Here is a 12,644-nt window from a genome sequence, read left to right on the forward strand (position 1 = left end):
AAAGGTTTTGGGAGAACACTGATGGGCATCAAGCTGTTACTGGCGACGACTTTCCTCGTATCGGCGCCGGCGCTCGCGCAGACCGTGCCGACAACGCTGTCCGAAGGGCAGACCGTCGCCACTCCCGCCAAATGGCCCGTCGCGAAGAGTCAGGGGCTCACCGATCCCGCGACCGAGAAGTTCATCGCCGATCTCCTGGCCAGGATGACGATCGAGGAAAAGGTCGGCCAGATGATCCAGGGCGACATCGGCGCGATGAAGCCCGAGGAGCTGCGCCAATATCCGCTCGGATCGATCCTGGCGGGGGGCAATTCGCCGCCGCTGTCGGGCAATGATCGCTCGCCCCAGGCCGATTGGGTGGCAACCGCCCGCGCGTTCCGCGCGGTGGCGATGGAGCCGCGCGCCGGCCACGCCCCGATCCCGCTGCTGTTCGGCATCGACGCGGTGCACGGCAACAACAATGTGATCGGCGCCACGCTGTTCCCGCACAATATCGGGCTGGGCGCTGCCAACGATCCCGACCTGATCCGCCGCATCGGCAAGGCGACGGCGATCGAGACGGCGGCCACCGGCCCCGACTGGGCATTCGGGCCCACTGTCGCGGTGCCGCAGGACGATCGCTGGGGTCGCACCTATGAAGGCTATTCGGAGGACCCCGCGATCGTCCGCCGCCTCGCCGGCCCGATGATCGAGGGTATTCAGGGCAAGCCCGGCACCACGGGCCGTATCCAGCAGGGCTATGTCGCGGCCAGCACCAAGCATTTCCTGGGCGATGGCGGCACGCACAACGGCGTCGACCAGGGCGATACGCAGGTGTCCGAAGACACGCTGATCGGCATCCATTCGGCAGGCTATCCGCCCGCGATCAACGCCGGCACGATGACGGTCATGGCCAGCTATTCCAGCTGGAATGGCCAGAAAATGCACGGCAACAAATCGCTGCTCACCGATGTGCTGAAGGGGAGGATGGGCTTTGAAGGCTTCGTCGTCGGCGACTGGAACGGCCATGGCCAGATCCCGGGCTGCACCAACACCGATTGCCCGATCGCGTTCAACGCCGGGCTCGACATGGCGATGGCGCCCGACAGCTGGAAGGGGCTGTTCGACTCGACCGTGCGCGAGGCAAAGGCCGGCACGATCCCGATGGCGCGGATCGACGATGCCGTGCGCCGCATTCTGCGCGTGAAGGCCAAGCTGGGCCTGTTCGACGCCGCGCGCCCGATCGAGGGGAAGGCCGGCGTGCTCGGCGCGCCCGAACACCGCGCGATCGCGCGCGAAGCGGTGCAGAAATCGCTGGTGCTGCTCAAGAACAACGGCGTGCTGCCGCTCAAGGCATCGGCCAAGGTGCTGGTCACCGGCCCCGGGGCCGATTCGATCGGGATGCAGTCGGGCGGCTGGACGCTGACCTGGCAGGGTGACGGCAACGGCAACGAGCTGTTCCCCAACGGCGAATCGATCTTCGCCGGCATCCAGAAGGCCGTGGCGGCGGGCGGGGGCACCGCCACCCTCTCCACCGACGGCAGCTTCGCCACCAAGCCCGACGTCGCGATCGTCGTATTCGGCGAACAGCCCTATGCCGAAATGCGCGGGGACATCCGCACGCTGGAATTCCAGGCCGGCGACAAGCAGGCGCTGGAGCAGCTTCACGCTCTCAAGAAAGCGGGCATCCCGGTCGTCTCGGTGTTCCTGTCGGGCCGCCCGCTCTGGGTGAACCCCGAACTCAACGCCTCCGACGCCTTTGTCGCGGCATGGCTGCCGGGCAGCGAAGGCGGCGGCATCGCCGACGTGATCGTGGGCGACAAGGCGGGCAAGCCGCGCCGCGACTTTGCCGGCCGCCTGTCGTACAGCTGGCCCAAGACGGCGGGCCAGTTCACGCTGAACAAGGGGCAGCCGGGCTATGACCCGCTCTTCCCGCTCGGCTATGGCCTCAGCTACGCCAAGCCCGGCACGGTCCCGGCGCTGAGCGAAGTCTCCGGCGTCGACGCCGCGATCGGCAACACCAGCACCTTTTTCGCGCGCGGCGCGGTGCCCGCCCCCTTCTCGTTCGCGACCGACAGCCAGATTGCGCGCAAGACGGTGGAGGGCCCGCAGACGCAGGAGGGCGGCCAGCAATTCGCCTGGCCCGCCGGCGCCGCCACGCTGCGGATCGGCGGCGGCAAGCTGAACCTCACCCGCGAAGCCAATGCCGATCTGTCGCTTCAGATCGTCTATCGGCTGGATGCAGCGGCGACCGCGCCGGTCAAGCTGCTGATGGAGGGCGGCACCAACAGCGGCGCGATCGACGCGACCAGCCTGTTCACCGGCCAGACGGGAACGTGGCGCACCGCCAAGGTGCTGCTGAAATGCTATGCCCAGAACGGCGTGGATCTCACCAATGTGGTGGCGCCGTTCGTGGTGCAGGCATCGGGCCCGCTCAGCTTCGCGATTGCCGATGTGCGGATCGTCTCCGATCCCAACGCATCGATCTGTCCGGGCAAATGAGCCGAGCGGACGGAATCGAAACGGTGGAGATTGCGCGCGGGGCCTTCCGCGCGCAGTTCCTCACGCTCGGCGCGGCGCTGCGCATCCTGGAGGTGCCGGCGCTGGACGGCAGCGTCGCAAATGTGGTGCTCGGCTATCGCGACCTAGCTGACTATCTCGGGCCGCCGCGCTTCTACGGGGCGGTCGCAGGGCGCTATGCCAATCGCATCGGCGGCGCGCGCTTCACGCTCGACGGCAGGACCCACAGGATCGCCGCAAACGACGGCCCCAACAGCCTGCATTCGGGGCCGGCAGGCTTCGACCAGCAGCATTGGCGGGTCGAGGCGCACACGCCCGACAGCGTGACCTTCGCGCTTACCAGCCCCGATGGCGCCAACGGCTTTCCCGGCACGCTGCTCGCCCGCGTGTGCTACACGCTGGAGGCGGATGGGCTGGCCATCGCGCTGACCGCCACCACCGATCGCGCGACGGTGTGCAACCTGACGCACCACGCCTATTTCAACCTGGCCGGCGAGGCGAGCGGCACCACGGTGCTCGACCACCAGCTCCGAATCGCGGCGAGCCGCACCACGCCGGTCGATGCCGGCATGATCCCCACTGGCGCGTTGGCGGATGTCGCCGGCACCCCCTTGGACTTCCGCACGCCCCATGCCATCGGCGCGCGCATCGACGCGGACGACGAACAACTCCGGCTGGGCCAGGGGTACGACCATAATTTCGTGCTGGACGGCGCATTCGGCACGATCCGGCAAATCGCAACCCTGTTCGATCCGGGCAGCGGCCGGGTGATGGATGTCGAATCCTGCCAGCCGGGGGTGCAGTTCTACAGCGGCAATCATCTGGCCGGCGGCGCGCCGGGCACCAGCGGCGGCATCTATGCTGCACGCGCCGGGCTGTGTCTGGAGCCGCAGCATTTTCCCGACAGCCCCAATCGCCCGGACTTTCCCAGCACACGGCTGGACCCCGGCGAGACCTATCGCCACGCCATGGCATTCCGCTTCCGCACCGCCCGCACGAACGAAGAGGCCTTCCCCGGCTGATCGCCGGGAAAGGCCTCCTTTCGTTCAGCAATAGCGCCGAGCGATCAGAGCGTCGGCGTGCCGTCCACGCGGCGGGGGATGCCCGCATCGCCTTCGCGCAGTTCCGCCGGCAGCAGCGCCTCGGGCAGGTCCTGATAGCTCACCGGCCGCAGGAAGCGGTCGATCGCCAGCGTGCCGACCGACGTGCTGCGGCCATCCGCCGTCGACGGGAACGGCCCGCCATGCACCATCGCGTCGGTCACTTCGACGCCCGTGGGCCAGCCGTTCGCGAGAATGCGACCGACCAGATTCTCGAGGATCGGCAGCAGCGTTTGCGCGACGTCGGTATCGCCGGCATCGAGGTGCAGCGTCGCGGTCAGCTGGCCTTCGAGCAGGCCGACGACCTGGAGCAGTTCGTCCAGATCGGCACAGCGCACCAGCAGCGAGGTCGCGCCGAACACTTCCTCGGCATGGCTGGGATCGGCGATGAAGTCCGCCCCAGTCATGGTGAACAGCGCGCCCTGGCCACAGGTCGGGCCAGACGGCGCCTGCCCCTCGGCCACCTTGGTGATCGACGGTGCCGAGGCGAGGCGCGCGACGCCGCTCTCATACGCCTTGTGGATGCCGGGGGTCAGCATCGTCTGCGACGGCGCACCCATCATCGCCGCCGACGCCGCCTCGACGAACCGGTCGAGGTCCGGGCCTTCGAGTGCCAGCACGAGACCGGGATTGGTGCAGAACTGGCCCGCACCCATCGTCACCGACGCGACATAGCCCGCACCCAGCGCCTCGGCCCGCGCCTTGAGCGCTTCGGGGAGCAGGAACACGGGATTCACGCTGCTCATCTCGGCATAGACGGGGATCGGCACCGGACGCGCCGCCGCCGCCTTCATCAGCGCAACGCCGCCGCCGCGCGATCCGGTGAAGCCCACGGCCTTGATCCGCGGATCGGTGACCAGCGCCTGGCCCACCGAATTGCCGGGACCGTTGATGAGCGAGAACACGCCTTCGGGCATGCCGGTCTTCGCCGCCGCGCGCGTGATCGCGCCCGCGACCAGTTCGCCGGTGCCGGGGTGCGCCGAATGGCCCTTCACCACCACCGGGCAGCCTGCGGCCAGCGCCGAGGCCGTGTCGCCACCGGCGACCGAGAAAGCGAGCGGGAAGTTGGACGCGCCGAACACCGTCACCGGGCCGACCGGCACCATGCGCAGCCGCAGGTCGGGCTTGGGGGCGGGCTTGCGGTCGGGAATGGCGTGATCGATGCGCGCGCGCAGGAATTCGCCGAGGCGCACTTCCTTCGCGAACAGCCGCATCTGGCCGGCGGTGCGCCCGCGCTCGCCCATCAGGCGCGCCTGGGGCAGGCCGCTTTCGAGCATCGCGCGCTCGATCAGTTCGTCGCCCAGCGCTTCGATCTCGTCGGCGATCGCTTCCAGAAATGCTGCGCGGCGTTCGCGCGGCAGGCTGGAATAGATCGGGAATGCCGCTGCCGCCGCCTTGGTCGCGGTCTCGACATCGTCGGTGGTCGCCAGGCTGAAGCTGGGCTCGACTTCCTGCCCCGTCGCCGCGGCAATGGCCTTGAAGCCGGCACCATCGCGCTTCACGCGCTTCGATGCGATAAACAATTCTCCGGTCAACGCCATTTCAAGCTCCCCGATCGTCAAAAATAGTTAGCGGTAACAGGCGCGCTATCTAAGGCGTGAAGCCGCCCGGTTCAATGCCGCGCAAGTATCAGCAGCACGCCGCGATCAGCCCGCTGCCCCCCGGCTCGCGCGCTTCCATCGTGTCGTTCAGCCCGGTATCGACCAGTTCCGCCATCGCATCATGCGCGGCCTGCGGATCGGCGGCGGCGATGGCTTCGTACACGCGCATATGCCCCGGCAGCGCGTCGTGCGGCGCGGGGCGGCGGTGCTGCTTGAACGCCGTGGTGATCGCGATCGCATCGGCGATCCCGTTCGCCAGCGAGATCACGAAATCATTGTCCGACGCCTCGAGCAGCGCGGAGTGAAACTCATGGTCGCATCGCCGGCCCAGTTCGGTGGCAAAGCCATGCTCGGCCACGCCGTCCAGCCCGGCCTTCATCCGCGCAAGCTGGATATCGGTGCGGCGAATGGCCGCCAGTCGCGCGGCATCCGGCTCGACGATCCGGCGCAGTTCGAACAGGCTGACGATCAGCTTCTCGTCGGGCTCGCCGGCAAACATCCAGGCGAGCACATCGGGGTCGAGCAAGTGCCACGCGCTGCGGCGGCTCACCTGCGTCCCGATCTTGGGCCGCGAATGGACCAGCCCCTTGGCGGACAGGATGCGAATCGCCTCGCGATAGGCGGTGCGCGATACATTGAACTGCAGGCTGGCGGCGATTTCGCCTTCCAGCGTCTCGCCGGGCTGGAGCACGCCGCTCACGATCCGAATGCCCAGGTCGCGCGCCACGGTGCCGTGCAGGCGCAGCGAGCGGGGGCGCGGCGGGCGTATGCGGGTCTTTTTCGGCTTCGCGGGCTCGGCTGCGGTCATCCCATCCCTTTGGGTGAATATGGCGGAGACGGAGGGATTCGAACCCTCGGTACCAGTAATCCCGGTACGGCGGTTTAGCAAACCGCTGGTTTCAGCCACTCACCCACGTCTCCGGAAAGGGCCCGAGCGGAGGCCTATAGCGACGGTATTCGCGGCAATCAACGGGAGAACCGCTCTGACGCAAAATCGAATCGCCCGGTCGCGCCGTTCATTGCAGCGACAGGGCGCGCGGCATAGCGTAGGGCGAGTTTTTCCGGGGGTATGATATGCGTTTGGGCGTTTTGATGCTGTGGGCGGCGGCCGCGACGCTGGGGCTCGGTGCGGCCCCCGCTTCGGCCCAGATGACGACGATCGATCCCAACGCGGGCATCGATTCGGACCTCAACACCCCGCCGGCGCGCGATCCTGCGCCGCAGGACGATCGCGGCGGCTATCAATCGGTGCCGCGCGACGAATCGACGCCCTCGCCGGCAACCCCCACGCCCGCCCCCTATCCCCCGAACCGCGCAGCCCCGGCGGGCCAGGAGGCACTGCGCGACCAGGCGACCACCTATAAGCGCGACGATCTGGTCGGCGCGGCAGAGGGCGTGTTCGGCAAGGGCGCGTCGGGGCTGGCCGGGATCATCGAGAATATCCTAAAGGATCAGGGCGAACCCAATGCCTATATCGCCGGCAGCGAGGGGTCGGGCGCGATCGGCCTCGGCCTGCGCTATGGCTCGGGCGCGCTGTTCCACAAGATCGAGGGGCAGCGTAACGTCTTCTGGACCGGCCCGTCGATCGGCTTCGACCTGGGCGGCGACGCAAACAAGGTCTTCGTGCTCGTCTACAACCTCTACGACAGCCAGGACCTCTACAAGCGCTTCCCTGCGGGCGAGGGCCATGCCTATTTCGTCGGGGGCTTTTCGGCCAGCTATCTGCGGCGCGGCGACGTGGTGCTGATCCCCGTGCGGCTCGGCGTCGGCTGGCGGCTGGGCGTCAATGCGGGGTATATGAAGTTCAGCGAGAAGCGGAACTGGATGCCGTTCTGAGGAGGGCGGGCCGCGCCCAAGTCTAACCGGGCAGGATCTGCCGCAATGCCTTGCCCGCCAAGGCGGCAGTGGCAAGGAGCCGGGGGCCGTCATGCCCCGCCCGCGCGCTCGCGGACAGCCCGGCCATGGTGGTGGTGACGAAATCGGTCAGCGCCTCCGCCTCTGCCGGGTGGCGCGCGGCGACATAGTCGCGAATGCTGCGCTCGGCTGCGCGGTAAAAGACCCGCGCGGCCTCGCGCGCGGTATCGTCGGCACAGCGGACGCTCTCCAGCACCAGGCAGCCCGGCGTCTCCGCATCGGCGGCATACTGGCGTGCAGCCACTTCGAGCACCTCGGCAAGCGCGTCGGCGACCGGGCGATCAGCGCGCAATATGTCGGACAACGGCACTGCGCCCGTCGCGGCATAGTGGTCGAGCACGCGATCATACAGCCCGGCCTTGCTGCCAAAGGCGGCGTAGAAGCTCGGCGGATTGATGCCCAGCGCCTCGGTGATCTCGGCGACGCTCACCACATCATAGCCGCGCCCGTGAAACAGCCGCTGCGCGGTCGCCACGGCCTGGTCGGGGTCGAACCGCCGGGGCCTGCCGCGTGGACGCGATATATTTGTATTGGTCATTACATAATGCCTTGACGATGCGCTGCTGCCATTTATGTAGCGCGTACTAATTTAATCATCAAGGAATGATCCATGTCAGCCTATCAGGGAAAGTCGGTGCTCGTGCTTGGCGGTAGCCGCGGAATCGGTGCGGCAATCGTCCGGCGCTTCGCCGCAGACGGCGCGACCGTCACCTTCACCTATGCCGGATCGACCGACGCCGCACAGGCGCTGGCGGTGGAGACCGGCGCCGCCGCCGTCCACACCGACAGCGCCGATCGCGACGCGGTGATCGCCACGGTGCGCGATCGCGGGCCGCTCGACGTGCTGGTCGTCAATGCCGGATTCGCCCTGTTCGGCGATGCGTTGGAGGTCGATCCCGACGCCGTCGATCGCCTGTTCCAGGTGAATATCCACGCGCCCTATCATGCCTCGGTCGAAGCGGCGCGACAGATGCCGGAGGGCGGGCGGATCATCATCATCGGTTCGGTCAACGGCGATCGCATGCCGGTGCCCGGCATGGCGTCCTACGCGCTCAGCAAATCCGCGCTACAGGGCATGGCACGCGGGCTGGCGCGCGATTTCGGGCCGCGCGGCATCACCATCAACGTCGTGCAGCCCGGCCCGATCGACACCGACGCCAATCCGGCGGAGGGGCCGATGAAGGACCTGATGCACAGCTTCATGGCGATCAAGCGCCACGGCCGCCCCGAAGAGGTGGCGGGGATGGTAGCGTGGCTCGCAGGGCCAGAGGCAGGGTTCGTGACCGGGGCGATGCACACGATCGACGGCGCGTTCGGGGCATAGCGCCCGCCGGGGCCGCCCAGCCATTCCCCCCCCGCCCGGCAGCAGCCTATCAGGAGGAATGCTCCTCCCCGCCGCGCTGCTGCTCCTCGCCGTCAACCTGCTCACCGTGCTGCGGTTCTGGCAGGACAAGCGCCGGGCGGCACGCGGGGGCTGGCGTATTCCGGAACGCGAACTGCTCGGCCTCGCGCTGGTCGGCGGCACGCCGGGGGCGTTCGCGGCGCGGCGGCTGTTCCGGCACAAGACGCGCAAACAGCCCTTTTCCACCGGGCTGTGGGTGATCGCGATGGTCCAGGCCGGCGCCGCCGCCGGCTGGATGCTCGCGGGATGAACGCCGTTCAGCCGAACGCTACGGCCTCGAACCGCACCGGCGCGCCGATCGCGGCCTGGGCCAGCTCGCCGTCCCACATCACCTGGTTGCCGCGCACGATCGTGCCCATCGGCTTGCCGGTCAGCGCCATGCCGGTGAAGGGCGACCAGCCACAGCGCGACGCCAGCCAGCTTTCCTCGATCGTCCAGCGCGCCTTCAGGTCGACCACGGTGAAATCGGCATCATAGCCGACCGCGATCCGCCCCTTGCCGACCAGCCCGAACACGCGCTGCGGCCCCGCGCTGGTCAGGTCGATCAGCCGCGCCAGCGTCAGCCGCCCTTCCGCCACATGGTTCAGCATCAGCGGCAACAGCGTCTGCACGCCGGGCATCCCGCTGGGGCTGTTCGGATAGTCCTGTGCCTTCTCCGCGCGGGTGTGCGGCGCATGGTCCGACCCCAGCACATCGGGCACGCCCTGCGCCAGCCAGTTCCACAGCCCGTCGCGATGGGCGCCCGATCGGATCGGCGGGTTCATCTGGGCATAGGTGCCCAGCCGCGGATAGGCGTCTTCGCCCGCCAGCGTCAGGTGCTGTGGCGTGACTTCGCATGTCGCGATGTCCTTGTTCTGGCCGAGCAGTTCCAGCTCGGCGGGCGTGGTGACGTGGAGCACATGGATGCGCCGCCGCGCCGCGCGCGCCAGCCGCAGGATGCGCCGCGTCGCCAGGATCGCGCTCTCGTCGTCGCGCCACACCGGATGCGAGGACGGGTCGCCCGCGACGCGCTCGCCCAGCCGCTCCTGCATCCGGAACTCGTCCTCGGCATGGATCGCGACGCGGCGATGCCCCGACGCCAGCACGCGCGCCAGATTGGCGTCGTCGGACACCAGCAGGTCGCCGGTCGAGGCGCCCATGAAAATCTTGACCCCCGCGGTGCCTGGCAGGCGCTCCAGCTCGGCCAGATGCTCGGCATTATGGTTGGTCGCGCCGACGTAAAAGGCGTGGTCGCACCACATCCGGTCCTTGGCGCGCGCCAGCTTGTCGGCGATCGCTTCGGCCGAATCGGTGTTGGGCTTGGTGTTCGGCATTTCGAACACCGCCGTCACTCCGCCGAGCACCGCCGCGCGGCTGCCGCTCTCCAGATCTTCCTTGGCCTCGAGCCCCGGCTCGCGGAAATGGACCTGGCTGTCGATAACGCCCGGCAATATGTCGAGCCCGGTACAGTCGATCACCTGCCCCGCATCGCCTACCGCGCCGATCGCGACGATGCGCCCGTCACGCACGCCGACATCGACCTGTGCGGGGCCGCCGGGCAAGTGGACGCGCCCGCCCGTGAGTTTCAGATCGACACTGGTCATGATCGCCTCTTCCGTAGCCGCTCGCGGCCTCCTACCTGTTCGTCATGTCAGAGACCAGTCCCGCCACATGGCTTGCCGATCGCGCCCTGCTCCGCATTGCCGGGGAGGATGTGCGCGGCTTCCTCCAGGGGCTGCTGACGCAGGACCTGGCGCTGGTCGCACCGGGTGCGCCGCAATGGGCGGGGTTGCTCACGCCCCAGGGCAAGGCGCTGTTCGACTTTCTCCTCTGGGACGATGGCGACGCGATCCTGATCGATTGCGAAGCGGCGCAGCGCGAGGCGCTGGCGCGGCGGCTGTCGATCTACCGGCTGCGCCGCGCGATCACAATTCACCCGGTCGAGGGCGGCGTCCGCTGGTCGCCGTCCGGTGATGCAGGCGTGCCCGACCCCCGGCTTCCCGCGCTGGGCCGCCGCTGGCTGGGCGATGCGACGGGCGAGCCCGTAACGAACTGGACCGCCCACCGCCTCGCGCTTGGCGTGACCGAGGGCGCGGCCGAGCTGGGCCAGGACAAGACCCTGTGGCTCGAATGCAATGCCGAGGAACTGCACGGCGTCGGCTTCGCCAAGGGCTGTTACATCGGCCAGGAGAACACCGCCCGGATGCACTATCGCGCCAAGGTCAACCGGCGGCTGGTCGTCGCCCCGCTGGGCGAGGCCGGCGATCGCACCCGCGCGACCTATCCCGATCTCGGGCGGATGGTGGAGTTGCGCCGCGTCGAGGCGCTGGGCGACGCGCTGGTCCCGGAATGGCTCGCGGCGGCGCTCGCCCCGGCCTGACCGCGCTCAGGCCAGCCGCTTGCGCAGGAAAAAGCGCTGGTGCCCGACGGGATAGTCGTCGATCGCGCCAAAAACCTCGAACCCCAGCTTCTCGTAGAATCCACGCGCCTGGAACGAGAACGTGTCGAGCCAGATGCCGACACAGCCCTGCGCCCGCGCGATCGCCTCGGCCTCAGCCATCAGCGCGGCACCGTGGCCCGCGCCGCGATGCGCCTCCGGCACCGCCAGATATTCGACGAACATCCAGTCATAGGCGCATTCGCCCCATAGCCCGCCGACTCGCTCCCCGGCCGCATCTTTCAGTAGGATCGCCACGGGGCGATATCGCAGGTCGCCGGCGCGGGAGATATTATAGTCGCGCAACGGCGCGAGGATCGCGTCGCGATCGGCGTCGTCGGGCGCGTCGGCAATGGTCAGGTGGAGTGTCATCGCCGGCGATAGTGCGGGCGCGCGCGTATCGACGCAACCCGCCACCCGCCTTTGCCGCACGCACAAAAAAAGAGGAGACCGGTTGCCCGGCCTCCCCTTCTTTATCCGTCCAATCCCTCGAAAGGGATCGGCGAGGCTTACATGCCAGCGCCCGGACCGTACGAGATTTCCACGCGACGGTTCTGGAGCTCGCGGACGCCGTCTGCGGTCTCGACGCGCGGCCGGCTTTCGCCGAACGCTTCGGTCGAGATCACGCCGTCGGAGATGCCACGGGCGGTCAGATAGGCCTTCACGCTGTCAGCGCGACGCTGCGACAGGCCAACGTTGTAGCTTGCCGAACCCGAACGGTCGGCGTGGCCAGCCAGCATGACCTTCGAGTTGCCGCAGTTCTGGTAGTTGCTGATGGCGTTGTCGAGGATGCTCGCTGCTTCCGGCGTGATGTCCGACTTATCCCAGTCGAAGAACACGATGTACGGTCCCGGGGTGCACTGCACGACGGGAGCGACCGGAGTCGGCTCGGGGGTCGGGGTCCAGGTCGGTGCCGGCGCGGGCGCCGGAGCCGGCTCGGGAGCAACGACGGGCTCGGGAGCGCCGAAGTTGAACGTCAGGCCGCCCATGATCGAGTGCGAGCGATAGCGGAAGTAGGTGTTGCGCCCTGCAACGTCCGTCAGCTCAACGCCGGGGGCGTTGAAGAAACGGTACTTCAGCGAAACGTCGACCTTGTCGCTCAGCGGCGCGCGAACGCCGGCGAGGACCTGCCATGCGACGACCGTGTCCGAATCATCGAGGAAGTTGCCGCCCTGGGTCAGGCCGATCTTTTCCTTGACGCGAGCGACACCGAGGCCGGGGCCGACAAAGCCCTGGACGCCGTCGTCAGCGCCGAAGTCGAACAGGCTGTTGACCATGAAGCTGAGTGCCGACGAGCTGCCGCCTGCATAGTCGAACGTGCCGGGAGCGCGGTTCGTGAACGCGCCCGAAGCGCCAGCAACCGGGGTGGCCAGGGTCGAACGGTACGAGTCGATGCTCGCCTTGCGATAGCCGACTTCCGCTTCGAGGCGGACGGGGCCCAGGTCGTAACCCACGGTACCGGCGACATCGAAGCCGTACTTGTGGTCTGCGCTAGCGGCGTCAGGCCGGTAAGCGACGTTGAAATCGATGTCCTCGACCAGCATTGCACCGCCTTCGATGCCCACGTACCACGCGTCGTCGCGTGCGAGGGCGGGCGTGCTCAGAGCGGTCGTTGCGAGTGCCAGAATTACGGCAAGCTTCCGCATAATAATCCCCTTTCTCAGTTGTCACTACGGACAGCGACAAACTCACTACCGAAACGAAAGTTTCCG

General features: G+C 68.1%; 12 protein-coding genes and 1 tRNA gene. 6 read left to right on the plus strand and 7 right to left on the minus strand.

Going from position 1 to position 12,644, the window contains the following annotated elements:
- Positions 1-21 precede the first annotated feature (21 nt).
- Together ACG3SL_RS16855 and ACG3SL_RS16860 are read left to right on the plus strand one after the other, a co-directional pair.
- Positions 22-2,481, plus strand: coding sequence for a glycoside hydrolase family 3 N-terminal domain-containing protein (locus ACG3SL_RS16855; RefSeq protein WP_448662321.1), 2,460 nt, complete (start codon positions 22-24; stop codon positions 2,479-2,481).
- The gene (locus ACG3SL_RS16860) at positions 2,478-3,521 is read left to right on the plus strand and encodes an aldose epimerase family protein (protein WP_448662322.1); all 1,044 of its coding nucleotides are present in this window, start codon (positions 2,478-2,480) and stop codon (positions 3,519-3,521) included. Before ACG3SL_RS16855 ends, ACG3SL_RS16860 begins: the two co-directional genes overlap by 4 nt.
- A gap of 44 nt (positions 3,522-3,565) precedes the next feature.
- On the opposite strand, the gene ACG3SL_RS16865 is transcribed toward ACG3SL_RS16860, so the two are convergent.
- The 3 genes from ACG3SL_RS16865 to ACG3SL_RS16875 all read right to left on the minus strand — a co-directional run bounded on the left by ACG3SL_RS16865 (position 3,566) and on the right by ACG3SL_RS16875 (position 6,121).
- The gene (locus ACG3SL_RS16865) at positions 3,566-5,140 is read right to left on the minus strand and encodes an aldehyde dehydrogenase (NADP(+)) (protein WP_448662323.1); all 1,575 of its coding nucleotides are present in this window, start codon (positions 5,138-5,140) and stop codon (positions 3,566-3,568) included.
- A gap of 88 nt (positions 5,141-5,228) precedes the next feature.
- A complete protein-coding gene (locus ACG3SL_RS16870) occupies positions 5,229-6,008 on the minus strand; it encodes a FadR/GntR family transcriptional regulator (protein ID WP_448662324.1) in 780 nt (259 codons plus the stop codon).
- Between the two features lie 20 nt (positions 6,009-6,028).
- Positions 6,029-6,121 (minus strand) — tRNA-Ser (locus ACG3SL_RS16875).
- Between the two features lie 153 nt (positions 6,122-6,274).
- Here ACG3SL_RS16875 and ACG3SL_RS16880 point away from each other — a divergent pair.
- Positions 6,275-7,036 carry a DUF1134 domain-containing protein gene (locus ACG3SL_RS16880; protein WP_448662325.1) on the plus strand — a complete coding sequence of 254 codons (762 nt, stop codon included), beginning with the start codon at positions 6,275-6,277 and terminating at the stop codon, positions 7,034-7,036.
- Positions 7,037-7,058: 22 nt separating this feature from the next.
- On the opposite strand, the gene ACG3SL_RS16885 is transcribed toward ACG3SL_RS16880, so the two are convergent.
- Positions 7,059-7,652 (minus strand): TetR/AcrR family transcriptional regulator, encoded by a 594-nt coding sequence (locus ACG3SL_RS16885; protein ID WP_448662326.1) that lies wholly within the window; start codon positions 7,650-7,652, stop codon positions 7,059-7,061.
- Between the two features lie 72 nt (positions 7,653-7,724).
- On the opposite strand from ACG3SL_RS16885, the gene bdcA reads away from it, so the two are divergent.
- Together bdcA and ACG3SL_RS16895 are read left to right on the plus strand one after the other, a co-directional pair.
- A complete protein-coding gene (gene bdcA, locus ACG3SL_RS16890) occupies positions 7,725-8,438 on the plus strand; it encodes an SDR family oxidoreductase (RefSeq protein ID WP_448662327.1) in 714 nt (237 codons plus the stop codon).
- 58 nt (positions 8,439-8,496) lie between these two features.
- Entirely contained in the window at positions 8,497-8,766 is a 270-nt protein-coding gene (locus ACG3SL_RS16895; protein WP_448662328.1) for a DUF1294 domain-containing protein, read from the plus strand.
- Positions 8,767-8,773: 7 nt separating this feature from the next.
- Here the strand turns inward: ACG3SL_RS16895 and ACG3SL_RS16900 are convergent, their stop codons facing one another.
- Entirely contained in the window at positions 8,774-10,099 is a 1,326-nt protein-coding gene (locus tag ACG3SL_RS16900) for a dihydroorotase (protein ID WP_448662329.1), read from the minus strand.
- 44 nt (positions 10,100-10,143) lie between these two features.
- On the opposite strand from ACG3SL_RS16900, the gene ygfZ reads away from it, so the two are divergent.
- Positions 10,144-10,875 (plus strand): CAF17-like 4Fe-4S cluster assembly/insertion protein YgfZ, encoded by a 732-nt coding sequence (gene ygfZ / locus ACG3SL_RS16905; RefSeq protein ID WP_448662330.1) that lies wholly within the window; start codon positions 10,144-10,146, stop codon positions 10,873-10,875.
- Positions 10,876-10,881: 6 nt separating this feature from the next.
- Here the strand turns inward: ygfZ and ACG3SL_RS16910 are convergent, their stop codons facing one another.
- On the minus strand, positions 10,882-11,304 hold the full coding sequence (locus ACG3SL_RS16910) for a GNAT family N-acetyltransferase (RefSeq protein ID WP_448662331.1): 423 nt from the start codon (positions 11,302-11,304) through the stop codon (positions 10,882-10,884).
- Between the two features lie 137 nt (positions 11,305-11,441).
- Positions 11,442-12,578: an OmpA family protein gene (locus ACG3SL_RS16915; protein WP_448662332.1), complete on the minus strand. Its 1,137-nt coding sequence runs from the start codon at positions 12,576-12,578 to the stop codon at positions 11,442-11,444.
- Between the last annotated feature and the right edge of the window lie 66 nt (positions 12,579-12,644).

Source organism: Sphingomonas degradans (genome assembly GCF_053502645.1).